25 protein-coding genes and 3 tRNA genes are annotated in these 23,557 nt (G+C 69.0%); 15 read left to right on the top strand and 13 right to left on the bottom strand.

What is annotated here, in order from left to right:
* The first annotated feature begins 10 nt into the window (after window positions 1-10).
* The 5 genes from serS to B7495_RS00835 all read left to right on the top strand — a co-directional run bounded on the left by serS (window position 11) and on the right by B7495_RS00835 (window position 3,825).
* On the top strand, window positions 11-1,276 hold the full coding sequence (gene serS / locus B7495_RS00815) for a serine--tRNA ligase (RefSeq protein ID WP_088454914.1): 1,266 nt from the start codon (window positions 11-13) through the stop codon (window positions 1,274-1,276).
* A complete protein-coding gene (locus B7495_RS00820) occupies window positions 1,273-2,085 on the top strand; it encodes an HAD family hydrolase (RefSeq protein WP_088454915.1) in 813 nt (270 codons plus the stop codon). The genes serS and B7495_RS00820 overlap by 4 nt, the downstream gene beginning before the upstream one ends.
* Before the next feature lie 152 nt (window positions 2,086-2,237).
* A tRNA-Ser gene (locus tag B7495_RS00825) sits at window positions 2,238-2,322 on the top strand.
* A 42-nt stretch (window positions 2,323-2,364) separates the two neighbouring features.
* Window positions 2,365-3,642, top strand: coding sequence for an LCP family protein (locus B7495_RS00830; RefSeq protein WP_088454916.1), 1,278 nt, complete (start codon window positions 2,365-2,367; stop codon window positions 3,640-3,642).
* A 92-nt stretch (window positions 3,643-3,734) separates the two neighbouring features.
* Window positions 3,735-3,825: transfer RNA gene (locus B7495_RS00835), tRNA-Ser, on the top strand.
* Window positions 3,826-3,878: 53 nt separating this feature from the next.
* Here B7495_RS00835 and B7495_RS00840 read toward each other — a convergent pair.
* On the bottom strand, window positions 3,879-4,868 hold the full coding sequence (locus tag B7495_RS00840; protein WP_088454917.1) for a DUF389 domain-containing protein: 990 nt from the start codon (window positions 4,866-4,868) through the stop codon (window positions 3,879-3,881).
* A gap of 53 nt (window positions 4,869-4,921) precedes the next feature.
* Here B7495_RS00840 and B7495_RS00845 point away from each other — a divergent pair, with 53 nt between their 5' ends.
* Window positions 4,922-5,443, top strand: a complete 522-nt coding sequence (locus tag B7495_RS00845; RefSeq protein WP_088454918.1) for a metallophosphoesterase family protein — start codon at window positions 4,922-4,924, stop codon at window positions 5,441-5,443.
* Here the strand turns inward: B7495_RS00845 and B7495_RS00850 are convergent.
* From B7495_RS00850 to B7495_RS00860, 3 genes are all read right to left on the bottom strand, one after another.
* Window positions 5,430-7,196: a bifunctional diguanylate cyclase/phosphodiesterase gene (locus B7495_RS00850; protein WP_088454919.1), complete on the bottom strand. Its 1,767-nt coding sequence runs from the start codon at window positions 7,194-7,196 to the stop codon at window positions 5,430-5,432. The genes B7495_RS00845 and B7495_RS00850 overlap by 14 nt on opposite strands.
* 87 nt (window positions 7,197-7,283) lie before the next feature.
* On the bottom strand, window positions 7,284-7,781 hold the full coding sequence (locus B7495_RS00855) for an FBP domain-containing protein (RefSeq protein ID WP_088454920.1): 498 nt from the start codon (window positions 7,779-7,781) through the stop codon (window positions 7,284-7,286).
* 122 nt (window positions 7,782-7,903) lie between these two features.
* Window positions 7,904-8,758: an SDR family oxidoreductase gene (locus tag B7495_RS00860; protein ID WP_088454921.1), complete on the bottom strand. Its 855-nt coding sequence runs from the start codon at window positions 8,756-8,758 to the stop codon at window positions 7,904-7,906.
* 216 nt (window positions 8,759-8,974) lie between these two features.
* Here B7495_RS00860 and B7495_RS00865 point away from each other — a divergent pair, with 216 nt between their 5' ends.
* A complete protein-coding gene (locus B7495_RS00865) occupies window positions 8,975-9,313 on the top strand; it encodes a helix-turn-helix domain-containing protein (protein WP_240632463.1) in 339 nt (112 codons plus the stop codon).
* Between the two features lie 20 nt (window positions 9,314-9,333).
* On the opposite strand, the gene B7495_RS00870 is transcribed toward B7495_RS00865, so the two are convergent.
* The 3 genes from B7495_RS00870 to B7495_RS00880 are packed head-to-tail and all read right to left on the bottom strand — an operon-like array spanning window position 9,334 to window position 12,941.
* Window positions 9,334-10,923, bottom strand: coding sequence for a carboxylesterase/lipase family protein (locus B7495_RS00870; protein ID WP_088454923.1), 1,590 nt, complete (start codon window positions 10,921-10,923; stop codon window positions 9,334-9,336).
* Between the two features lie 57 nt (window positions 10,924-10,980).
* Window positions 10,981-11,709: a flavodoxin family protein gene (locus B7495_RS00875; protein ID WP_088454924.1), complete on the bottom strand. Its 729-nt coding sequence runs from the start codon at window positions 11,707-11,709 to the stop codon at window positions 10,981-10,983.
* Between the two features lie 32 nt (window positions 11,710-11,741).
* Window positions 11,742-12,941 (bottom strand): MFS transporter, encoded by a 1,200-nt coding sequence (locus tag B7495_RS00880; protein WP_088454925.1) that lies wholly within the window; start codon window positions 12,939-12,941, stop codon window positions 11,742-11,744.
* 234 nt (window positions 12,942-13,175) lie between these two features.
* Here B7495_RS00880 and B7495_RS00885 point away from each other — a divergent pair, with 234 nt between their 5' ends.
* The 5 genes from B7495_RS00885 to glsA all read left to right on the top strand — a co-directional run bounded on the left by B7495_RS00885 (window position 13,176) and on the right by glsA (window position 16,680).
* A complete protein-coding gene (locus tag B7495_RS00885; RefSeq protein WP_088454926.1) occupies window positions 13,176-13,763 on the top strand; it encodes a nucleoside deaminase in 588 nt (195 codons plus the stop codon).
* A 4-nt stretch (window positions 13,764-13,767) separates the two neighbouring features.
* Window positions 13,768-15,153 carry an MFS transporter gene (locus B7495_RS00890; protein ID WP_240632332.1) on the top strand — a complete coding sequence of 462 codons (1,386 nt, stop codon included), beginning with the start codon at window positions 13,768-13,770 and terminating at the stop codon, window positions 15,151-15,153.
* Between the two features lie 2 nt (window positions 15,154-15,155).
* Window positions 15,156-15,563 carry an MmcQ/YjbR family DNA-binding protein gene (locus tag B7495_RS00895; RefSeq protein ID WP_088454928.1) on the top strand — a complete coding sequence of 136 codons (408 nt, stop codon included), beginning with the start codon at window positions 15,156-15,158 and terminating at the stop codon, window positions 15,561-15,563.
* Between the two features lie 52 nt (window positions 15,564-15,615).
* Window positions 15,616-15,688: transfer RNA gene (locus tag B7495_RS00900), tRNA-Arg, on the top strand.
* A 65-nt stretch (window positions 15,689-15,753) separates the two neighbouring features.
* Complete coding sequence (gene glsA / locus B7495_RS00905; RefSeq protein ID WP_088454929.1) at window positions 15,754-16,680, top strand: glutaminase A; 927 nt, start codon at window positions 15,754-15,756, stop codon at window positions 16,678-16,680.
* A gap of 17 nt (window positions 16,681-16,697) precedes the next feature.
* Here the strand turns inward: glsA and B7495_RS00910 are convergent, their stop codons facing one another.
* The 3 genes from B7495_RS00910 to B7495_RS00920 form a co-directional block, all read right to left on the bottom strand.
* Complete coding sequence (locus B7495_RS00910) at window positions 16,698-17,318, bottom strand: NUDIX hydrolase (RefSeq protein WP_240632333.1); 621 nt, start codon at window positions 17,316-17,318, stop codon at window positions 16,698-16,700.
* 93 nt (window positions 17,319-17,411) lie between these two features.
* Window positions 17,412-17,597, bottom strand: a complete 186-nt coding sequence (locus B7495_RS00915; RefSeq protein ID WP_088454930.1) for a DUF1918 domain-containing protein — start codon at window positions 17,595-17,597, stop codon at window positions 17,412-17,414.
* Between the two features lie 245 nt (window positions 17,598-17,842).
* Window positions 17,843-18,289, bottom strand: a complete 447-nt coding sequence (locus B7495_RS00920; protein ID WP_088454931.1) for a MarR family winged helix-turn-helix transcriptional regulator — start codon at window positions 18,287-18,289, stop codon at window positions 17,843-17,845.
* A 129-nt stretch (window positions 18,290-18,418) separates the two neighbouring features.
* Here B7495_RS00920 and B7495_RS00925 point away from each other — a divergent pair, with 129 nt between their 5' ends.
* A complete protein-coding gene (locus tag B7495_RS00925) occupies window positions 18,419-19,360 on the top strand; it encodes a diacylglycerol kinase family protein (RefSeq protein ID WP_088454932.1) in 942 nt (313 codons plus the stop codon).
* Window positions 19,361-19,371: 11 nt separating this feature from the next.
* On the opposite strand, the gene B7495_RS00930 is transcribed toward B7495_RS00925, so the two are convergent.
* From B7495_RS00930 to B7495_RS00940, 3 genes are read right to left on the bottom strand one after another with little or no spacing between them, the layout of a single operon-like run.
* Window positions 19,372-20,106 carry an ABC transporter permease gene (locus tag B7495_RS00930; RefSeq protein WP_166788793.1) on the bottom strand — a complete coding sequence of 245 codons (735 nt, stop codon included), beginning with the start codon at window positions 20,104-20,106 and terminating at the stop codon, window positions 19,372-19,374.
* A gap of 16 nt (window positions 20,107-20,122) precedes the next feature.
* Complete coding sequence (locus B7495_RS00935; protein WP_088454934.1) at window positions 20,123-20,926, bottom strand: hypothetical protein; 804 nt, start codon at window positions 20,924-20,926, stop codon at window positions 20,123-20,125.
* On the bottom strand, window positions 20,923-21,630 hold the full coding sequence (locus B7495_RS00940; RefSeq protein WP_088454935.1) for an ABC transporter ATP-binding protein: 708 nt from the start codon (window positions 21,628-21,630) through the stop codon (window positions 20,923-20,925). The genes B7495_RS00935 and B7495_RS00940 overlap by 4 nt, the downstream gene beginning before the upstream one ends.
* Window positions 21,631-21,791: 161 nt before the next feature.
* On the opposite strand from B7495_RS00940, the gene B7495_RS00945 reads away from it, so the two are divergent.
* Both B7495_RS00945 and B7495_RS00950 read left to right on the top strand, forming a co-directional pair.
* A complete protein-coding gene (locus B7495_RS00945; protein WP_088454936.1) occupies window positions 21,792-22,652 on the top strand; it encodes a sensor histidine kinase in 861 nt (286 codons plus the stop codon).
* Entirely contained in the window at window positions 22,649-23,341 is a 693-nt protein-coding gene (locus B7495_RS00950; RefSeq protein ID WP_088454937.1) for a response regulator transcription factor, read from the top strand. The genes B7495_RS00945 and B7495_RS00950 overlap by 4 nt, the downstream gene beginning before the upstream one ends.
* Window positions 23,342-23,557 lie beyond the last annotated feature (216 nt).

Here is a 23,557-nt window from a genome sequence, read left to right on the forward strand (position 1 = left end):
GACTGACCGAGTGATTGATCCGGTGCTGCTACGCGAAAATCCCGACCTCGTCAAGCGATCGCAGGAGGCGCGGGGCGACTCTGTCGAGGCCGTCGACGCCGCGCTCGCCGCGGACGCCGACCGGCGATCCTCGATCACCACCTTCGAGGCGCTGCGTGCCTCGCAGAACGCCTTCGGCAAGACCGTGGCACAGGCGCCGCCCGCCGAGAAGAAGGCCCTGGTCGCCCAGGCGCAGAGCCTGGCCGCGGAGGTCAAGGCGGCCGGAGTGACCGCCGCGGAGGCCGAGGCGCGTTTCACGAGCGTGATGCGCACCATCGCCAACCCGATCATCGACGGCGTGCCCGCCGGCGGCGAAGACAACTTCGCCACCCTGCGCACCCACGGCGAGATCCCCACCTTCGACTTCGAGGCCCGCGACCACCTCGAACTGGGCGAGATGCTCGGCGCCATCGACATGGCCCGCGGCGCCAAGGTCTCCGGTGCCCGGTTCTACTTCCTGCGTGGCATCGGCGCCCGGCTCGAGATCGCGTTGATGAACATGGCGTTGGACCATGCTCTCGCGGCCGATTTCATCCCGATGATCACGCCCACCCTGGTGCGCCCGGAGATCATGGACGGCACCGGGTTCCTCGGCGAGCACGCCGACGAGATCTACCACCTGCCCGCCGACGATCTCTACCTCACCGGCACCAGCGAGGTTGCCCTCGCGGGCTACCACAGCGACGAGATCCTCGACCTGTCCGACGGTCCGCTGCGCTACGCCGGCTGGTCCACCTGCTACCGCCGCGAGGCCGGGTCGGGCGGCAAGGACACCCGCGGCATCATCCGGGTGCACCAGTTCAACAAGCTCGAGATGTTCACCTACGTGCTGCCCGAAAATGCCGAGGCCGAGCACAACCGCCTCGTCGCCCTGCAGGAGGGCATGCTGCAGGCCCTCGGCCTGAGCTACCGGGTGATCGACGTCGCAGCAGGCGACCTGGGTTCCAGCGCCGCCCGTAAGTACGACATCGAGGCCTGGGTGCCCACCCAGGGTGCCTACCGGGAGCTCACCAGCACCAGCAACTGCACGACCTTCCAGGCCCGGCGCCTCGACATCCGTTACCGCACCGAGTCGGGCAAGACCGCCCCGGTCGCCACCCTCAACGGCACCCTCGCCACGACCCGGTGGATCGTCGCCATCCTGGAAACGCACCAGCAGGCCGACGGTTCGGTTCTCGTGCCGGAAGCACTGCGCCCCTACCTCGGCGGGCTCGACGTCCTCACACCCATCCGATGAGCCCCACCACCGACGCGCCCTGGCTGGTCGCCCTCGACATCGACGGCACCACCCTGCACGAGGACGGCACCATCAGCGAGGCCGTGATCCGCCAAGTGCGCCGGGTGCACCAGGCGGGCCACGAGATCATGCTGGCAACCGGCAGAAGCGCCGCCGCCACCCTCCCGGTGCTCGAGCGTCTCGGGATCACGCCGCAATTCGTGGTCTGCTCCAACGGCGCCATCACGCTGCACCGAGACGCGGATGCCCCGACCGGGTACCGCCGCGAATGGGTCGAAACCTTTGACCCCAGCGACGTGCTGCTCTCCATCCGCTCGCACCTCACGGATGCCCGGTACGCGGTGGAGGACGAGCACGGCTTCTACCGGTACACGGAGGTGTTCCCCGACGCCACGATCGGCATCGACAGTGAGCACGTCGCCTTCGACGAGCTGCTGCGCCACGACGCCACCCGCGTCGTCGTCGTCTCGCCGGACCACGACATGGAGGACTTCCTCGCGGTGGTCGAGCAGATGGGTCTGAACCGGGTGAGCTACGCGATCGGCTGGACCGCCTGGCTCGATATCGCCCCCGACGGTGTGAACAAGGCCACCGCCATGGAGCGGGTGCGTGCCGAGTGCGGCATCCCACGCAGCCGGGTGATGGCCGTCGGCGACGGGCGCAACGACATCGACATGCTGCTCTGGGCCGGCGCGGAGGGCCGCGGTGTGGCCATGGGCCAGTCCCCGGACGACGTCCTCGAGGCCGCCAGCGAGCTCACCGTGAGCGTGCAGGACGACGGCCTGGCCGTGGTCCTGAGCAGCCTCTAGCACTCCAGTACACACGGTAATTCGCGGGGGTCGGCCGCCGTGCAGGGCGTTGCCAGTTTCGCGTGTCAGGCTACTTATTCCGTGATCGGCTAAGATCGGGCGAAGTTCGATGTTGGATCCGGCCCGTCACGGGGCGGTCCCGCGTTGAATCGGGAGGGCTGTCCGAGCGGCCGATGGAGCCAGTCTTGAAAACTGGTGGGCAGAAATGTCTCGTGGGTTCGAATCCCACGCCCTCCGCGCCGCGAGGCGCTGCACCTGCATAACGACGAAAGGATCTGCGTGAGCGACCAATTGCGCCCCCGCTCGAAACGATCGAAGCAGACCAGCCCGATCGCCCGGCACGGCAGGCTCAAGCGGTCCAACGCATTCGCCAACATCGCCAAGGTGCTCGCCGCCGCCCTCGCCGTGGTCATGGTCAGCGGTGTCTCGGTCGCGGCCCTCGCCACCCTCAACGTGGCCACCAGCGTCAAGGAACCCATCCGCCTGGACAGCGAGACCGCGGGTCCGATCCCGCAGATCAGCTCCATCGACGGCGGGGCCAACCTGCTCCTCGTCGGCAGCGACAGCCGTGTCGGCCAGGGCGGCGGCTACGGCGATCCCGAAGAAGAGACCGCGGTCCTCAACGACGTCACCATGCTGCTGCACATCGCCGAAGACCACAGCAGTGCCACCGTGGTCAGCTTCCCCAGGGACACCTACGTGCCCATCCCGGAATGCACCGGCCCCGACGGGGAAACCTACTCGGCCATGAGCAGCCAGAAGATCAATACCACCCTCAGCTACGGCGGGCTCAACTGCACGGTGTCGACGGTCGAGGAACTCACCGGCCTGCCGATCCAGTACGCCGCCGTCGTGCAGTTCAACGGCGTGGCGGCCATGTCAGAGGCCGTCGGCGGGGTGCCCGTCTGTATCGCGGAGCCCATCGTCGACGAACACACCGACCTGGACCTCGCGGCCGGCGAGCACGAGCTCAAGGGCCTGGAGGCACTGCAGTTCCTGCGCACCCGTTACGGCGTCGGCGACGGCAGCGACCTCGGTCGTATCAGCAACCAGCAGGTTTTCCTGTCCTCGCTCGTGCGCACCCTCAAGAGCGCCGAGACGCTGAGCGACCCGATCAAGCTGTACTCGATCGCCAAGGCCGCCGTGGACAATATGGAGCTGTCGACCTCGCTGCAGAGCATGGACACGATGGTCTCCATCGCGATGGCGCTGAAGGACATTCCGCTGGAGAAGGTCGTGTTCGTGCAGTACCCGGTCTACAACGTCGACGGGGGCGTCGAACCCGACGAGTCCGCCGCCGACGATCTGATGGCGTCCATCCTCGCCGACGCCTCGCCTACCCTGGCACCCGGTGAAGCCGACTTCCGCTCCGTGGCAGACCCTGCCGCCGCCGCGACCGAAGCGCCCGTTGAGCCGGTTGACCCTGCCGTGCCCGCGCCGACCGATCCCGCCGCGACCGATCCGGCCACCACCGAAGAGACGCTGCCGAGCAATGTTTACGGGCAGGACGCGTCCCAGTACACCTGCTCGGCCGGGCGCACTCTGGCCGACCAGTAGCACCGTCGGCACCCGCCCGTGGGGATGGTGTTCAAACTGACGTCGTGGTGCGGTTAGTATGGTGGATGTGTGTTTGCGCAAGCAGGCATCCGGGAGACGTCGCATAGCCCGGCTTAGTGCACCACCCTGCTAAGGTGGAGTGCCCTTCACAGGGCACCGAGGGTTCAAATCCCTCCGTCTCCGCTCTTTGAAAAGCCCGCCAGACCCCCGGTCAGGCGGGCTTTTCTGCGTTCCGCTCAGGGAACTGTCGAGAGCTTCACGATGGTGGCCGGGGTCAGATCGACGGTCACCCTCTCGGGATGGATCCCCGCCGCCGCGAGGGCGGCCTGCAGCGCGGCGGTGTCGGGCACCGGCGGTGCGCCCACCACCCGCAGGGTCACCTCGGCGCCTCGGGTGGAGACGCCGGTGACCGTCCAACCGACGCCTGCGGCCCACTTCTCGCCCACGGTCTGCACGGTACCCTCCACGTTGCTGCGGGCCGTGACCTCGACGCTGGTGAGAGTGAGGGGGATGCCGATCAGCAGCAGCATCACGGCGAGCACGGCCACCGGGCGCAGCAGGCCGGGCGCCCCGGTGTCGCCGGGTGCTTTCCGGCGAGTGAGCCGGCTCACCCCGTAGACCGACATCACCACGATGCCGGTGCCGAGGATGGCGACGACGTTGGTGACGAAGAGCAGCAGCGCCCCCAGGAACTGGGGGACGGAGCCCGACTCGAGGACCAGGCCGGCCACGGTCAGCGGCGGGACCAGGGAAATGGCTATCGCGACGCCGGGCAGCGTATCGGAGATGTCCCGGCGCACCAGCGCCACCGAGCCGACGACGCCGGTGCCGAGGGCGGCCAGCAGATCGATCAGACGGGGATTCACCCTGGCCGAGACCTGGGCATTCGTGCTGGCGAGCACGTCGGTCTGCACGAGGAGGCCGACCGCGAAGCCGATCACCACGGCGGCGGCGGCGCCGCCCAGCACCAACACCAGGGAGCGGATGAGGTTCGTCCTGTCGCCGAGCACCGTCGCGAGCATCGTGCCGAGGATGGGCGTCATCAGCGGAGCGACGATCATCGCGCCGATCACCGTGGCGGTGGAATCGCCCACGATGCCCGCCGAGGCGATGATCGATGCGAGCACTAGCAGCATCCAGAATCTGGAGTACCGCGCGCTGGACGCCGGCCCGTCGAAGAAGACGGAGTCGCGCATGCTCTCGGTGGTGTTGAATCGGTCGGCCACGCTGCGAACCTAGCCCTCGTGCGAACCCGACGGTAGGCGGGGCAGAATGGGGCATGGCCACCAGACTTCTGCTGATCTCCGATACGCACGTTCCCCAGCGAGCCCGGCGGCTGCCCGAGCAGGTCTGGCGGGCTGTCGACGAGGCCGACCTCGTGCTGCACGCCGGGGACTGGGTCGACCTCAGCCTGTACGAGGAGCTGACCCGCCGGGCACCGGCGCTGTTGGGCGTGTTCGGCAACAACGACGGCGCCGACCTGCGCCGTGTGCTGCCGGAGATCGCCCGGGACACCATCGAGGGCGTCCGCTTTGCGATGATCCACGAAACCGGTGCCGCCACAGGGCGCCAGAAGCGCATGGACGAGGCCTTTCCGGACACCGATGTGCTCGTCTTCGGGCACAGCCACATCCCCTGGGACAGCGTGTCGCCCCGGGGTCTGCGGCTGCTGAACCCGGGGTCGCCGACTGACCGCCGGCGGCAACCGGCACACACCTACCTGACGGCTGTTGCCGACAACGGGCAGCTCACCGACGTCACCCTCGTGCCGGTTCTGCCGGACGAGGTCAGGCGCGGGTAACGGGCTGGACGAGGAACCTGGCCACGAACTCGTCGGCGGCCACGGGCCGCGAATACAGGTAGCCCTGCGCGAGCAGGCAACCGCGCTCCCGCAGCCACTCAGCTTGCGTCTCGGTTTCGACACCCTCGGCGATCACCTGCAGTCCGAGGGTCGCCGCCAGTTTTATCGTCAGTTCCGCGACGGGGGATTCCCGTTCGGTCTCGATCACGGCCACGAAGGACTGGTCGATCTTGATCACGTCGAGTTCGATCTCGGTGAGCCTGGACAGGCTGGAGTGGCCGGTGCCGAAATCGTCCATCGAAATGATCACTCCGGCGCCGCGCAGCACCCGGATGTTGTCGCGAACGGCCGCGGCATCGCTGCCGAAGTGGGTCTCGGTCACCTCGATGTGCACCAGGGCGGCCGGCAGACCCACATTGGCGCACTCGGTGAGAACAAACTCTCCGTAGCCGGCCGAGGTCAGTTCGCGCGCCGAGGCGTTGATCGCCACGCTCACCGGGTCGTCCTCCCCACGCAGCCGGCGCCAGCGTGCTGCCTCCGCGACCGACTCGCGGACGACCCACTCCCCGAGGACCACGATGGACCCGCTCGCCTCGCAGAGCGGGATGAACTCGGCGGGGGGCACCAGCCCCCTGGTGGGGTGTTGCCAACGCACCAGGGCCTCTGCGCCGATTGCGGCGCCGGTGGCCAGGTCGACCACGGCCTGGAAGCGCAGAAAGAACTCGCCGTTCCGCAGGCCGTCCAGCACGGCTGCCGGGGAGGCGTAGTAGCCGCCGTGGATGATCATCTTGCCGTGGCCTCCCACGCGCTGGGCCTCGAAGAGCGCCTTGCCGGCCCGGCCGAAGAGCTCGCTCTCGGACTCGCTGCCCTCCCTGGCTGAGATGCCGGCTGAGAACTTGGCCACCTGGACTTGCACCCGCACCATCAGGTCGCAGGCGTCGCCGGCGGTGAACCCGGGCAGCAGGATCGCAAACGCATCGCCCTCCACGCGGCCCATGGTCGCCGCACTCGGGAGAGCCTTGACCACATCGGCGACGAACTTCATGATGGCCAGGTCGCCGCCCTCCCGGCCACGTCGCCTGTTCACCAGGGCGAATTCGTTGATATCCAGTCGCACCAGGGAGAGCGGCTCGGTGGGAGCGGCGTCCCGCATGGCGGCGCTGAGCACCTGTTCGAATCCGGCGAAATTGTGGATGCCGGTGAGCTCATCTGTCTCCGCGAGGAGGGCGCTGCGGGCGAACCAGGTGAGCCCCAGGCCGGTCGCCAGCATGAGGAGCGACGACATGGCGACATCCGCCGGGTCGGCGCCAGGTTGCACCGCAAGCACGATGAGCGACAGGGGGATGAAGACCGCCGGATAGATCAGGGATTGCGCGGCGGGGAGCACCGCGAATGCGACCAACGCCAGCATGCTGGGGGTCCAGGCGAAGGTGAGGGTGACCGGCTCGGCGCCGGTGGCCGCCTGGCAGAGCAGGTCCATGACGCCTATCCAGCACAAGGCGAGATGGCGCAGCGGCACCCGCATCCTGGTGCGGAACCCGGCGGAGAGCGCTCCCGTGACGATGAGGACTGCTCCGACGCACAGGAGCACGAGCATCGGTTCATCGTTCTGCACCCACTTGTACCAGGCGTACAGGAGCAGGGGCAGGCCGAAGCCGGCCTGAGCCACGCCGAGCAGGAGGCCCGCCGACTCGTTGGCGTTGAAGAGCCCGGGGCGGTAGCCCGCGGCCAGACGTTGCGCAGAGCGCGCCATTCACCCACCCCCTGCCCCACAGTTGTCGGCGTCATCGCCGGGTTGTGTACAATCTACCCCGCCGCCCCCCGAAGACGTGACACGCGACTACTCCGCCGGTTTGAGGACCTCGTTCGTGAACCCCTCGAGACGGGCCAGCAACCCGGCACCCCTGGAGGTGATCATCTCGGCGGGGTTGGGTTGCATTTGCGACGGTGGCGGCAGGATGCGGATGAGCGTGGAGCAGGCCAGGTCGGAGCAAATGTAGGTTCCGACGGTGTTGCCGTCCCGACCGGCCTGGCCGGCCTTGGGCACGCTGAACAGGCTCACCTGGTGCGCCGGCTGCTGCGTGCGGCACAGCGAACAGAACGCAGACATCGACCGACCGGGCCCCCGCGCCGCGGCCCGCAGCATCATGCCCAATGGAGCATCGCCCCGCCAGAACACGATGTAGCCGCGGTGTGCGGCCTGCGGGTCACGCCAACCCAGATACTCACGTTCGTCCCAGATGGTTTCGTGCAGCCCGGGGAGCGGCATCCGGGCGATCTCGTCGGTGGTGGCGTTCACGATGGAATCCCGGATCTCGGTAGCAGAAAGCGGTTTCATGATCTCCCTCCGATAATCCGTACAGCGTAGTCGAGGCCTCCGGCGGGCTCAATGGCTCCGCCCCCGGCGCAGGGTGCGCCGGGGACGGAGGCTCAGAGCGGCGGCAACACCGCCGCAGGGGGTTACGCGACCGCGCGCAGACCGTCCAGCAACGGAGTGGTGGGGTGGCCGATCAGGGTGGCCAGGTCGCTCGACCCGCCGGCCAGCAGGCCGTCGCGGGTGTTGCCGTCCAGGGCCACCACAAAGCCGACGGTGCCGCCGTCCAGGCCGGCGCCGGTGAGGATGGCCGTGTGCTCCTCTGGGGAGACCGGGGTGAAGACGACAGGGCGGCCGACGACCTCGGTGAGGGCGGCAGCCATGTCGGTGCCGGTCCAGGCGATGTCTCCGGCGAGCTCATAGACGGCGTTCTCGTGGCCGGGGGTGGTGAGCACCACGGCTGCGGCTTCGGCGTAGTCGCTGCGCGAGGCGCTGGCCACCCGGCCCGCACCGGTGCTGGTGAGGTAGACGCCCGTCTCCCGGGCCTGCTGCACGGAGGCCGCGTAGTTCTCGGTGTACCAACCGTTGCGGAGGATCGTGAACGGAACGCCGGATGCCAGCAGGGCCTCCTCGGTGGCCTTGTGCTCGGGGGCGAGGATCAGGGCCGAGGTGTCGGCCTTCGGGGCGCTCGTGTACACGATGCGGCCCACTCCGGCGGCGACCGCGGCGGTGATGGCGTTGCTGTGCTGCGCGACACGCTGCCCCACCTCGCTGCCGGAGACGAGCATCAACACGTCGGCGCCGGTGAACGCGGCGGCCAGGCTGGCCGGCTCGGCGTAGTCGATGACCGCCGTGGCCACGCCCATCCCGGCCAGGTCGGCCAGACGCGCTGTGTTCCGGCCGACGGCGGTGATCTCGGCCGGGGTGACGCCGCGGTTGATGAGGTGCTCGACGATGAGGTGCCCGAGCTGGCCGGTGGCTCCGGTGACGACGATAGACATTGGATGTTCCCTTCGCGACCCGCAAGATGCGTGCCTTCTGGTCGGTGCAACCCGCCGGCCCGCCCAATACTTCCCAACCGCAGGTACCCACCTTTAGGTAAGCTAGTTTCTATGACCGCTGCACTGTCCACCCCGGCCGCCCCGTCCACCGCCGACGCAGTCGTGCGGGAGCGCCTTGCCCAGCTGGTCGGCGATCCGGCACCGGCCGGGGCCGGGATGCCGGCGGCGAACGTTTTCGCGGCCGGCTGCGCCAGCCGGGTGGTGCTGGACCACGTCACCAGCAAGTGGGGCGTGCTTGTGATCGTGGCGCTCACCGAGACCAGCCTGCGCTGGGGCGAACTGCGCCGTGGTATCGAGGGCATCAGCGAGAAGATGCTCGCGCAGACCCTGCGCACCCTCGAGGCCGACGGTCTCGTGCACCGCGACGCGCAGCCCACCATCCCGCCCCGGGTGGACTACAGCCTCACCGACCGTGGCCAAGAGCTCGCCGCTCATCTCCTGCCGCTGGTGCGCTGGGTGGGCGTGAACGCCGGCGACATCGTGGGCGGTCGCTGAGCCGGCGGGGTCGGCGGCGGCTACAGGTTGGGCAGGAACTGCAGCCAGGCCATCCGGCGCTCGCCGCGGAGGTCGGATTCCACCCGGTCCTCCTCGTCGAAAATGAGGGTCAGGCGATCGCCCTCGGTGTAGACCGGCCAGCCCGGCCCGGTGAGGCCGGTGGCCGCAAAATGCAGCCAGTGCTCGCGCATCCGGTCGCCGGTGCGCAGAAAACTCGCCCGGCCGCCCAGGGCCGTGAGTTTGCGCAGCTGACTGTCGGTGGCCGACGTGGAGAGGGCGAGCAGTTCGAGTCCGTGCGTGGCGTCGAAGCCGAGGAGGCGTAACAGCCGGGGAGCCAGGTCGAAGCGGTAGAGGTAAACCGGTGCCGACCGGGAGTGCAGCTCGGCAACCTGCACGCTGGGAAACCAGAACGCATAGTCGCCGCTGAAGTCCACTTCGGCGCGCAGGGCAGGCAGGGCGGAATACACCGCCCGCATGTCCTGATGGGAGCCGGGCGGGGCCTCGTCGAAGAGCGACTGGATGCGCTGGATCGACCGCGGCAAGATGTCGATCCGGCCGCGGAACATCGAGCCCTCCCTGTCGTTGGTGCCGATGATCAGCGGCACCGGATGAGCGTGCCCCTGGCGGAAAGCGTCGAGGGGGCGTTCGGGCAAAAAACTCCCGTCGACGACGGGGGCCATGCAGAAGGTGCCCGGGTCGACATCCGGGGTGCGTCGTTGCAGCACGAGGGCGGCACGGACCAGGGCGGGCCACGTGGCGGTGTCCAGCAATTCGGCGGCGGGCCGCCGGCCGCCGGCCAGCTCCGGCGCGCGGCCCTGCCGCAGCACCTCGATGAACTCGGAGGCCCAGCGGCCGGCCAACGCGGGGGAGTACGCCGCGTTCGACGGCGGGCTCTGGGCGATCGCCCTGGCGAACAGTCCACGGGCTGCGGGCGTCGCGAGCAGCGTCACCACGGCATTGCCGCCGGCAGACTCGCCGATCACGGTGACGTTGTGCGGGTCGCCGCCGAACGACCGGATGTTGTCCCGCACCCATTCCAGGGCGGCCACCTGGTCCCGCAGCCCGAGATTGCTCTCAAAGGGACGGTTGGGGGTGCTGAACCGACTGAAGTCGAGGTAGCCGAGGGCGCCCAGCCGGTAGTTGAGGGCGACGTAGACGGTGCGGCCGCTCCGCACGATGGTCTGGCTGCGTTCCGTGAAGTCTTGTGAGGAACCGGAGGCGTAGCCGCCGCCGTGGATGAAGACCATCACCGGCAGATCGGCCTCGTCCGGCCGGTCGGCGGGCCGCTGCACGTTCAGGCTGAGACAGTCCTCGCCCATGCGGGTGCGGCGGCTGACGCCCTTGAACTGGGTGCCCCGGTCTTGCGGGGCGACGGGGCCGTAGCTGCCGGCGTCGCGGACGCCCGCCCACGGGATCACCCGCTGGGGTGCGCGGAACCGCAGCGGCCCGACCGGCGGGGCCGCGTAGGGGATTCCGCGCCAGGTCTGCACCCCCGCGACGGGGAGGCTGCCCCGAACCAGGCCGCCGGCGACGAGAACCTCCAGGGGCCAGGGCCGGAATGCGGACGGTGACTGGTGCGCCGGGGCGTTGTCCGGCAGAGGGCGGAGCATCGTGTGTCCCTCCTGCCCCGGTTCGCGTGCTCGGGGCCTGTCGTGCCCTAGCGGTACTTACGAATTCGGTTCGAACCCGAAGCGTTCGCCGGCGTCCCACTCCTGTCGCAGGTTGCCGTAAGCGGGGATGCCGCGGTTGGCCTTGAGAATCGCGGCCAGGTGCATCAGGTTCCAGGTCATGAACGTGGTGTTGCGGTTGGTGAACTCGTTGTCAGGGCCGCCGGAGCCCGCATCCAGGTAGCTCGGCCCTGGACCGATCTCGCCGATCCAGCCGGCATCCGCTGCGGGCGGGATCGTGTAGCCGATGTGCTGCAGGCTGTACAGGATGTTGGACGAGCAGTGCTTCACGCCGTCCTCGTTGCCGGTGATGATGGCGCCACCCACCTTGCCGTAGTAGATGTACTGGCCCTTGTCGTTGTACTCGGACGACATCGCGTAAAGCCGTTCGATGACCCGTTTGGTGACCGAGCTGTTGTCGCCGAGCCAGATGGGCCCGCCGAGCACGAGGATGTCGGCGGCCGCGACCTTGTCGAACAGGGCCGGCCAGGCATCCGTCGCCCAGCCGTGCTCGGTCATGTCGGGGTAGACGCCGGTGGCGATGTCGTGATCGATGGCGCGGATGACCTCGACGTGCACACCCTGCTCGCGCATGAGGTGTGCGCTGAGGGAAATGATGCCCTGGGTGTTGCTGATCTCCGGGCTGCGCTTGAGGGTGCAGTTGATGAACAGGGCGCGCAGGCCCTGATATTCGAACGAGGCCTGCGTGTTTCTGAGCGTGTGCACCATGGGGGCAGTCAAGCACCTGGCCCGCGCATCGTCTAGCCCGGTCTCTGCGCGGAAGTGCGGGCCGGGCGCGGCGCGAACCGCCGGGCCAGGAACAGCACCGGGATGAGCAGCGCCATCGGCAGCAGGAACGCCTGGGCGAGCCCGGTGGAGTCGGCGAGGAGACCCACCAGCACGGCGCCGAGCACCGCCCCGGCGTAGTTGAACAGGTTGACCCTGGCGATCACCTCGTCGCTGCGGGCCTCGTGCAGCTCGCCCGCCGCGCTGAATGCCAGCGGCACCAGGGCACCGACCCCGAAACCGGCCAGGGCGAAGCCGGCCACGGCGGCCCAGGTGACGGGCACCGTCGCCACGACCAGGCAGCCGAGGATCGCCAGCACCGTGGTGCAGGCGGCCAACACGACCCGGCCGAACCGGCGCACCAGCACGTCGGCGCCGATGCGGGTGACCAGGATGGCGGCCTGGTAGGCGGCGTAGCCGAGCGGAGCGATCGCGGCGCCGGTGAGAAGCACATCGTGCAGGTACACCGTGCTCCAAGTGCTCACGGCGGAGTCCACCACGAAGGCGGCCAGCACCACGGTGCCGAACAACACGATGCCGCGGCGAGGCAGCTTGCCGTGCGGGGCCGCATTCGGGGCCGGTGGAAGCTTGGTACGCCGCGGGTCGAAGCCGCGCAGACCCACGACGGCGACGGCGAGGGCGACGACGGCGCCCGCAACCAGGGCGATGCCGGCGTTGGCCGCGGTGCCGGCAACGGCCGACATCAGCAGGGCGCCGGCGATGGCGGCGCCGGTGTACCAGGCGAAGAATCCGGCCATCACGGAGACGCCGATGCGCTGCTGCACCAGCACGCCCTGCATGGCGCCGGCGGCATCGACGATGCCCAGGCCCGCGCCGTAGATCGCGAACGCGGCGATAAACGCGGGCAGCCCCACCGGGGAGGCGATCAGCGGCAGGGCCACGGCCTCGAGGAGCAGTCCCACCACCAGGGCCACCCTGCTGCCCCAGCGCACCGCGAGTCGATCGGCCAGCAGCGAACCGCCGGCCGCTGTGAGGCAGACCAGCAGAACGATGAGCGACACCACGGTGTCGTCGATGCCGTACCGGGTCTTCAGGTTGGGCAGCGAGGTGACGACCACCGCGTAGCCGAAGCCCTGCGCGGCGTAGCTGGCGCTCACCGCCACCCGGGAACGACGGATGCCGACCACGGGGCGGATGGTGGTCGGTGCGCTCATGCGGTCGGCTCCAGATCGTCGGTGGTCGGGCCGCACGAGGACAATGGCGCATCGGTGCACAGGGCGGTGCCCGGAGGTTATCAGGGTGCAGCCGTGTTCGGCGGTTGCAGTGGAGATGTCGGTGGAAACAACGCCGAGAGCGGGGCTCGGCGGCATAACCTGCCGGAAACATCCGCCTCGTACGCTGTGGGGTCTCGGCTTCGCGCGGTGCGGCGCCTCTGACGGAAGGTCCCTATGGAAACCACATTCACCCTGGCACTGCCGTCATGGTTGACCGAGCTCATGCCCGGACTCCCGCAGACGCTGCCGACCCTGGACGAGCGGATGGCCCTGGTGAATTCGCTCGCCGCACGGAACTACCGGGAGGGCAACGGCGGACCGTTTGCCGCCATCGTCGTCGATGCCGGTACGGGCGAGCTCGTGTCGGTCGGGGTGAACGTGGTGCTGTCCACCGGCGTGGCCGGAGCTCATGCCGAGGTCATGGCCCTCGGGCTGGCGCAACGTGCGACAGGCTCTTGGGACCTTGGCGCCGATCCGGCCCGTCCCCTGGAACTCGTGGTCAACTGGCGCCCCTGCGTGATGTGTTACGGCGCAACGATGTGGTCGGGGGTGCGCCGACTGGTCGTGGCCGGCTCCGGCGCCGAGCTGGAAACTCTGACCGGCTTCGATGAGGGCCCGATGCGTGAGGACTGGGCGGAGCAATTCGAGGCCCGTGGCATCACCGTGGTGCAGGACATCGGCCGCGACGAGGCGCTACGGGTGTTCCGGGAGTACGGCGCGGCGGATGTGCTGGTGTACAACGCGCGCGGTGGTGTTGACTGATCGGGTGACCTCCAGCCAACGGCGCATTCTGATTGTGGCCATCCTGTCGTCATTCGTGGCGTTCCTGGACGGCTCGATCATCAACGTCGCTCTGCCGGCCATCTCCAGGGAACTCGGCGGCGGCCTGCCGCTGCAGCAGTGGGTGGTCGACGGTTACCTGCTCAGCCTGGGCGCGCTGATCCTGGTGGCCGGGTCGCTCTCCGATACCTTCGGCCGGGTGCGGGTGCTGCGCGCGGGCCTGATCTGGTTCGGGATCACCTCCCTGGCCTGCGGATTGGCGCCCACCGGAGTCCTCCTCGTCATCGCCCGACTGCTTCAGGGGGTGGCGGCGGCGCTGCTGGTTCCCAGTTCGCTGGCCCTGATCACCTCCACCTTCCGCGGTGTCGCGCAGGGCAAGGCCATCGGCGCCTGGACCGGCTGGACCGGGGTCGCCGGCATCGCCGGCCCGTTGCTCGGCGGCATCCTGGTGGATGCGGTGAGTTGGCGGCTGGTCTTCTTCATCAACGTCATTCCGATCGCCGTCACGATGTTCCTGCTACGCCGCGTTCAGGAACCGACCCGGCCTGCCGTAGGCGCCCGCGTCGACGTGCTCGGCGCCTGCCTGGCCGTGGTGGGGCTGGGCGGGCCGGTCTTCGCCCTGATCGAAAAGGGCCGGTTCGGCTGGGGCAGCCCCGTCGTCTACCTCCCGATGGCCATCGGCCTGATCGCGTTCGCAGCCTTCCTCTGGTGGGAGGCGCGGGCCCCGCAGCCGATGATGCCGCTGGGCCTCTTCAGGGTGCGCAACTTCGCCGTGGGCAACATCGCCACCGTCGGGATCTACGCCGCGCTCAACCTGGGCTTCTTCCTCTTCGCCCTCTACCTCCAGGAGGTCGGCGGTTTCTCCGCCACCCTCGCGGGGCTCGCCGGCATCCCGGCCACCGTGATGATGCTGCTCTTCGCCACCCTCTTCGGCACCTTGGCCGGTAAACACGGGCCGCGGCTGTTCATGACGATCGGCCCGTTCGTGGCCGGTGCCGGCTTCCTGCTGGTGACCACGGCGGTACCGCCGGTCAACTTCGCCCTGCAGGTGCTGCCGGGAATTGTGCTGGTGGGACTCGGCCTGGCGATCACGGTGGCGCCGCTCACCTCGGCCGTGCTCGGCTCCATCCACTCCGGCCAGGCGGGCATCGGTTCGGCGATCAACAACGCCGTGGCCCGCGTCGCCGGCCTCGTCGCGATCGCCCTGACCGGCACCATCGTCGGGTCTGCGCTGGATGTCGCCGGCTTCCAGCGCGCGATGATGCTGGTGGCCGCGTTGATGTTCGCGGGCGGCATCGTTTCCTGGCTGGGTATCCGCACGGCCGTGCCCACAACGGATGCGCCGGTCGCGGCTGTCGGGGAGCCCGGGTAGTCATGGAGCATCCGCTGCTCTTCGACGAACCGGATGCCGCGTTGGAGCGCCTGCGCGCCCTGTGCCTGGCCTTCCCCGAGGCCGTCGAGGTGCTCGCCTGGGGGCGGCCCACCTTCCGTGCCGGCAAGAAGATCTTCGTCACCGTCGGTGCGAGCATGGACCGGCCGCACAGCATGGTCTTCAAGCCCGACCCCGAGGAGCGGCGGGCCCTCGTGCAGGATGCGCGCTTCTTCATCCCGCCCTATTTCGGCCCGGCCGGCTGGCTCGCCATCGACTTCGATTCACCCCGGACCGACTGGGTGGAGTTGGCGGAACTGGTGGATACCTCGTATCGACAGGTCGCCCTGAAGCGCCAACTGGCGCAATTGGACAGCTGGAGGGCCCTAGGCGCACCAGAGGGCTCAAAATAACTGTTATAGTTTCTAAGTTGTCTTCGAGGGTTTCGGTCCCGAATTCATCACTGCGCCCGTAGCTCAACGGATAGAGCATCTGACTACGGATCAGAAGGTTGGGGGTTCGAATCCCTTCGGGCGCACAGATTGAAAGCGGTTCACTTCGGTGGGCCGCTTTCGTCGTTTCCGGCCGTGACAGGATGGGTTGATGAGCCGCTCCTCGGACCCTCGCACGTACGACCTCGATTCGCTCCGTGACCGGGTGGTCTCCGAAGCCGGGGGAGCGGTCGATGACAGCATCCCTCAGTTGGCCGACGCCGACCCGGGGTTGTGCGGAATCGCGCTCGTGCTGCCGGACGGCACCGTGCGGAGCAGTGCACAGGCCGACGTGCTCTTCAGTGTGCAGTCGGCCGTAAAGCCCTTCCTCTTCGCCCTGGCCCTGCTGGATACCCACGGAGAAGCGTTTGATCGCATCGGCATCGAACCGACCGGTGAGGCCTTCGACGCCATCAAGCTCGAAAGCGGCACCGGCCGCCCACCGAATCCCATGGTCAACGCCGGGGCGCTGCTCACCGCCGCCCTCGTCGACGGTGACGACGTCGCCGCCCGGAACGACCGCATCCTGCGGGGCCTGTCGGCATTCGCCGGGCGCCCGCTCGAGGTGGACGAGGGCATCGCCCGCACCGAACACCTACTCGGCGACCGCAACCACGCTCTGGCGCACCTGATGCGGTCGGAGGGCACCCTGCGGGTCAGTGCCGACGACGCCGTGGAAGTGTACGCCAGGGCCTGCGCCGTGCTCGTCGACGCCCGGGCCCTCGCGGTGATGGGCGCGACCTTGGCCTGCCGGGGCGTGAACCCCGTTACCGGCGAGCGGGTGGTGCCGGCCGGGATCGCCCGCGACGTCGTGTCGGTGATGGCCACCTGCGGGGTCTACGACGGGTCGGGCCGGTGGATGCAAAGCGTCGGGATTCCGGCGAAGTCGAGCGTCTCCGGCGCCATCGTGCTGGCAGCACCCGGCCGGCTCGGCGCCGCCGTGGTCAGCCCGCCGCTGGACGCGCAGGGCACCAGTGTGCGCGGGCGTCTCGTGAGCGATCGGCTCAGCGTCGACCTCGGCCTCCACGCCTTCGGCTGACCGCCCCCGGTCGGGGCTTAGTGCGTCGCCCGCTCCTGGTTGCCGAGCTCGGCGAGCACACCGGCCAGGCGGAGCGCGAACTGCGGGGGAACGTTCTGCGGCAGCGCATCCACCGGCCACCACGCGACATCGTCGCTTTCATCGCTCGCCACCGGGGCGGCCTCCGGTCTGGCGATCGCCGCAAAGCCCACGTCCCAGTGCGTACGGCAGCTGAAGCCGTCACCCAGGTTGTGCCGGTCCAGATCCAGGATGCCGCCGCCGACCGGATCGAGGTCGTCGATTCCGCATTCCTCGCGGGCTTCCCTGAGGGCGGTGTCGACAACGGAGCCGTCGGCCGCCTCGACGTGACCGCCCAATTGCACCCAGAACCGGCCCTTCTTGTGAAAGCACAGCAGCACCTGCGCCAGGTCGGGGGTGAAGACGAAGCAGCTCCCGGTGACGTGTTCGGGTCCGCCGTGGCGTTCCAGCGCCGCCTCGGGCGAGCCGAGGACGAACCCGAGGTACTCGTCCCGCAGCACGGCCTGCCCGGGTGCGAGCGGCATCCAGGCCCGGAGCCGGTCGATCAGATCGTCAGCGCGCGCGGCGACGGGTCCGCCGGCCGGATCGGTGGCGGGGGAGCGGAGGTCGGGATCGGGCATACCTGAGGGTAGCCGCCGGCAACTGGTGCCCGTGCGGACAACTGCGCCCGGTACGCCAGGCGCAGTTATCCGCTGCGGCAACGGTTGCGCCGGTCAGCGGGCGTGCTCGACCACGAAGTCGGTGCCGGGGAAGACCAGGGTCTCGTGACCGTCGTCGAAGGAGACCAGGTAGGGCGGCTCGCCCTCGGGGCCGCGGACCTCGCGAATGGTGCCGTGCCGGTCAGGCGTTGAATCGGTTTTGCCGCGGATGATGATCCGGTCGTTCTCTGCTGCGCGCATAACGCACCTCCTGTCGGGCAGATTACGCTTGCGGCCTCCGCCTGCACAGGGGCGGTGGCGCTCGGCGAGATTCCCGCAGCGCCGCAGCGGGCACAAAACTGAGCTAACCTTAGTTTTGTCCAACGCGCCACCCGGATTCTCAGTCAGGCAGCGTTCGGGTCGTCTGGCCGAGATGGCAGTCCTGCAAGGGAGTGCCACGGCGAGGTGAGGGGTAGGGCCCTTGCCTCGCCGCCACCCGCGGCGGCTCAGACCGGCTGGTCCGGTCCCAGCCGTAGCCGGTCGCACAGGGCGGTGAGCTGCAGGAGTTCATCGTCGCTCAGGCTGTCGCCCACCCGCGTGCTGATCGAGCCCATGTGGTCCAGCGCCACCCGCCGAAAGAGCGCGAAGCCGGCATCCGTCAGCTGCACGATGGCGCCGCGACCGTCGTCGGGGTCGGCGTGCTTGAGCACGTAGCCCCTGGACGCCAGGCGGTCCACCAGCCGGCTCACGCTGGGCTGGGTGAGCAACACATGCTTGTTCAACTCCCGCAACCGGATGCTGCGTTCGGGCTGGCGGGACAGATTGAACATCACGTCGTACTCGTTGAAGGAGATCTCGCGGGACGGGAAGTCCTCGGCCAGGCTGCGCATGATGGCGACCTGGGCGCGAAACAGCGACTCCCACGCGCCGACGGCTATTGCACGATCGACCATGTTGCCTCCTCACCGTGCCCCCGGGCATCCCGTGTTCAACAATATGGGATCGGCGCGGCGTCCCCGGCAGCCTAGCCCGGTCGATCGCGCATTGCCGCCCGTGCGGCCGGACCGTTCTATAGTGCGCGTATGGATGCCTCGCGAAGTCGAACCCCGTCCGTCGCCGTCGTCATCAATCCGAGCAAGTTCCCGGATCTTGAGGAAACGAAGGCTCGGGTTGGCGCCGCCGCGAGCCGCCTCGGCTGGGATGACCCCCTGTGGTTCGAGACGAACAGGGATGATTCGGGCGTCGCCGCGGCCCGGTCGGCACTGGCGCTTGCCCCGGACCTCGTCTGCGTCATGGGCGGCGACGGCACGGTGCGGGCGGCAGCGGGCGTGTTGCGCGGCACCTCGGTGCCGTGCGGTCTGCTCCCCAGCGGCACGGGAAACCTGCTCGCCCGCAACCTGGGCATCCCGGTCGATTCTCTCGACGACGCCCTGGAGATCGCGTTCCTGGGGCAGAACCACGCCATCGACGTGGGACTGGCTACCTTCGACGATGGCGAAGAACGGGTGTTCGTCGTCATGGGCGGAGTCGGCCTGGACGCCGACATCATGGCGCAGACCGATGATGGCCTCAAGAAGAAGGTGGGCTGGGGCGCCTATGTCGTCGCCGGTGGAGCGACGATGTTCCGCGAGGGATTCGGGGTGACCCTGTCTGTCGACGGTGAGGAGCATACGAGCCACGAGTGCCTCATGGTGTTGGCCTGCAACTGCAGCTCGGTGGTGGCCAATATCGAACTCGCCACCGGCGCGAAGGTTGACGATGAACGACTGGACCTGGTGGTGCTGCGGCCCAACGTCGTTGCCGGTTGGCTGGGCGTGGCGGTCGAGGTCGCCGCGCGGATCCGCAACGGGGCCGCATCGCTGCGCCAATGGTCGGGTCGCGACTTCGGGTTTCAGCTCGACCGCCCGGTGCTCGCCGAGATTGACGGTGACCCGGTCGGCGAGACCCGTGCCGGTCGGTTCAGTGTTGATCCTGGCGCCCTGGTCGTGCGGCTGCCCGTTCCCGCCAGGCTCGGCCGGCGCTGAGCGGCTCCGGATCAGGCATCCCGACGACCGAAGAGCACGAACGCGGGAGCCAGGAGCAGGACGACCCAGGCGACCATGACGACACCGCCGGGGAGTGGCTCAAGCAGCCCCATGCCCGGGTACCGCGAGATGAGTTGCAGCCCCGCGAGGTCGGGGGTGAACTTCAGCCAGGGGAGCAGACCGACCAGCGCCACCCCGAGCCCCAGGACCAGGGGGATTAGGACGATCACCGGAAGCAGGATGGACCTGGCGAGAACCGTAAGCGCGGCCGAGATGAGGCTGATGCAGGTCCAGTTCAGGCCGACCATGAGCAGGTTCAGCGTCATCGCCGGGGTGAGCTCCAGCTCGGCGATGCCCGCTCCCCCGGTCGATACCTGACGCACGGCGACGCCCAACCCGACGGCGACGACCGCCAGCAGGAAGGCGAGGGCGGCGACGACGATCGCCTTCGCGCCCAGGAGCCGCAGCCGGTTCGGGACGGCCAGCTGGGAACTGCGAAGCAGACCGTTCTGGTACTCGCAGCCGACGATGAGTGCAGCGAGCAGGATGACGAGCGGTTGGCCGAAGCCGGCGACCTCGAACCCGCCCGTGTCGTCGCCGGTCGCGGCCGGTGAGCGGGAGGCGGCGACATTCAGCCCCATCGCGAAAGACAGCGCCGGCGGCAGCACGAGGGCGGCGCTGATCGTCACCAGGGCGGCGGGGAGCGTGCGGATCTTCGTCAGCTCCGCGGCGATCGCTCGATACATGAGCGCTCCGCCCCGGCTACGCATCACGGCGCCGGAACACGATCCCGGCCAGTGTGAGGCTAGCGACAACCCACGCGACCAGCACGATCGCGCCGGCCGCTGCGCCAAGGTGGGTGCCGTCCGCCGGCGTGTACAGGCTGGCGCCGGCGGCCGGCGGGACGAATCGTGCGGGTGCCCACAGGGTGGTGAGAAAGTCGCCCAGGCCTACCGACAGCGGCACGATGACGACCAGCGGCAGGATCGCGTTGCGGGCCAGCACGCCGATCGCGAACGCCAGCAGGGCGAGTGCCGTCCAGGTCAGTGCGACGCCGGCGATGTTTCGCCACACGAGCGGCGGAAAGGCCAGCGGGTCCAGACCCTGGTCGCCGAGCGCGAGGTGCCGGAGCACGGTGCCGCCACCCATCGCCGCGCTGGCGGTCACCGCGACCACGAGAGCGAGAACCGCAGTCCGGGTGGCGAAGAGTCGGAGCCGGTGCGGGTCAGCGATGAGGGAGCTGCGGAGCAGCCCGGTACGGTACTCGCTGCCGGCATACAGTGCGCCGAGCGCGATCATCAGGATGAGCCCGATGTTCATCATGTCGAACCCCTGATACTCCACGGGCAACGGCTGAGCGGAGTACAGCTGCGGGTTGGTCGCCGAGGTTGCCCCGGCCAGGTCGCCCCCGGTTGCCGCCACCTCCGAGCGGCCCGCGAGGTAGGTCAACGAACCGGTGAGGGCGATGGTCAGCACGGGCAGCATCCACAGTGCCGTGGTTGTGGTGAATTTGACCACCTCGGCCCCGACCCGGTTCCCGGACGCCCCCAGGAGAAGGCCGTTCACGGGAGGAGACCGGGGTCGGTCAGGGCGAAGTACGCGTGTTCCAGAGAGGGCCGGCTGCCGCGCACGGCGGCGACACTCCCGGTTGCAACGATGCTCCCGTCGTTGATGACCACCACGTCGTCCGCGAGATCGGCCATCTCCGTGATGAGGTGGCTGGACACCAGAACCGTGTGCCCGGCGTTGGCCTGGCCTCTCAGGAATGACCGCAGCCAACGCAGCCCGTCGGGGTCGAGGCCGTTCGTGGGCTCGTCGAGCACCAGGGTCGCCGGTGATCCGAGGAGCGCAGACGCGATCCCCAGCCGCTGCCCCATTCCGAGCGAGAACGTGCCGACCTTGTCCTTTGCGTGGCGCTCAAGCCCCACGATCGCGAGCACCTCCGGCACCCGGCTCGGCGCGATGCCATTGCTCGTGCACATCCACCGGAGATGGTCCCGTGCGGAGCGCCCGGCACTGGCACCCGGGCCGTCGAACATCGCACCCACCGTCCTCATGGGGCGGTCGAGGTCGCGGTAGCGTTTTCCGTCGATCAGCGCGAGACCGGATGAGGCCCGGTCCAGACCGAGCAGGATTCTCAACGCCGAGCTCTTCCCGGCGCCGTTCGGGCCGAGGAACGCGGTGACCCGAGCGGGCCGGGCCTGGAAGCTGATGCCGTGAAGCACCTCCCGTCGACCATGCGATTTGTGGATGTGCTCGATGCTGATCATGCCTGCCTCTCTGCCCGGGGAACGGCCGGTCCTTCCAGTGAAGTGGGCCTCAGCGCGGCACGCATCCGACCCAGGGCGGCGCTGTGCAGCTGCCGGCGGGCCCAGGACTGTCAGACCTGGGTCCGATGCCCCCGACTCGGCCGCTCAGTAGACTCGGGCGCATGACACTGGGGGAGCGTCCGGCACGGCGATCCCGGGCGGCGCCTCTCGCGATCGCCGCATTGACAGCCGTGCTCCTCGTCTCCGTCACATTCGGTGTGACGGGCGCGCTCGCGGTCAGCCTCCCGATTGGGATCATCGCCGCCACCGTGACGATTTCGGTGTGGGCACTTGTCACCCTTCGCGCCGAGCGCGATGCCCACGAGGCCGCGCTCACCGAGTGGGCAGCGGCGAGCGCTGTGGCGGTCGAACGCCTCCAGATTGCCCGTGACCTGCACGACATCGTCTCGCACGGGCTGGGCCTGATCACCGTTCGCGCGGCCACCGCCAAGCACCTCGACGACCACGGTGAGAGCCGTGCCACCCTGTTGCAGGCGCTGGGGGACATCGAGACGGCCAGCCGGGAAGCGACGGTGGAATTGCGCCGCATGCTCGGGGTGCTGCGCCGCACCGACGACCCCGCGCCGCGGCTGCCGGTGGACAGCCTCGAATCCCTGCCCGGACTCATCGCCGGAGCGACCCGAAACGGCCTGGCCGTCGAGTTCGACGGTGGAAACCTCGGCGACGTGTCGCCGGGCGTGCAGCTCGCGATCATCGTCATCGTGCGCGAAGCACTCGCCAACACCCTCCGGCACTCCGGGCCGACGGCCGTCCGGGTGCGGCTGGTTCGCAGCGGATCCGTCATCACGCTGACGGTGACCGATGTGGGGTCCACACCAGCATGGCTGGCTGTCCCGGGTGCAGGGCAGGGGCTCGTCGGGCTCCGGGAACGCACCCAGAGCCTCGGCGGCACTCTGGTGGCCGAACCACACGGGCGCGGATTCCGCCTCGAGGCCCGGCTGCCCGACCGGGACGAACCATGACCGCGCCCGCCCGGCCCATCAGGGTGGTCCTGGTCGACGACCAGCTGCTCCTGCGCCGTAGTCTTGCCCAGGTCATCAACGCCGCGGCCGGACTCCTGGTCGTCGGCGAGGCGGGTGACGGGTTCGAGGCCGTCGACGTCGCTGAGGCCACCCTCCCCGACGTGATCCTCATGGACGTGCGCATGCCCCGGCTGGACGGCATCGAGGCCACCAGACGAATCTGCTCGAACCCCGCTCTCCGCGGCGCCCGGGTGCTGATGCTGAGTATGTTCGAGCTCGACGAATACGTGTTTGACGCGTTGCGGGCCGGAGCAAGCGGCTTTGTGCTCAAGGACAGCAAGCCGGGCGATCTCATCGACGCCATCGTCCGCACCAGCACGGGCGAGGCGCTCTTCGCCCCGTCTGTTCTCACCCGGCTCGTGGCGCACTACCTGAACCGCGCGCCCGAAGCCGCGGGAGCAGCGGCCAAGCGCGGAGCGGCAGCCGCACTCACCGACCGCGAGGTCGAAGTCCTGGGGTTGATCGGTCGGGGTCTCTCCAACGACCAGTTGGCCGTGCACCTCACAATTTCGGTCAAGACGGTGAAATCACACATCTCGCACCTGCTGAGCAAACTAACCGCGCGGGACCGCGCGCAGCTGGTCATCGCCGCCTACGACAACGGGCTCGTGCTGCCGAGGAGGCTCTAGGAGTCACCCGTTAGACAACTCCCTCGGGCGGCGATGGTGGGGTTAGCCCGCCTGCGAGTACGGGAGCCAGCTCGATGGTGCGTGCTGGAGCGCTTCCGTAGCGTCGGAGACAGACGAAGTCCCGCCTCACCGCCATCGCGCTGAGGTGGCCTTCCCGGCAGATCGGATCCTTGTGGAGACGCTCAACGAGCTCATACTTTCCTGGGCGGCATCCCC

Source organism: Cryobacterium sp. LW097, assembly GCF_002205495.2.
Taxonomy (GTDB): Bacteria; Actinomycetota; Actinomycetes; order Actinomycetales; family Microbacteriaceae; genus Cryobacterium; species Cryobacterium zongtaii.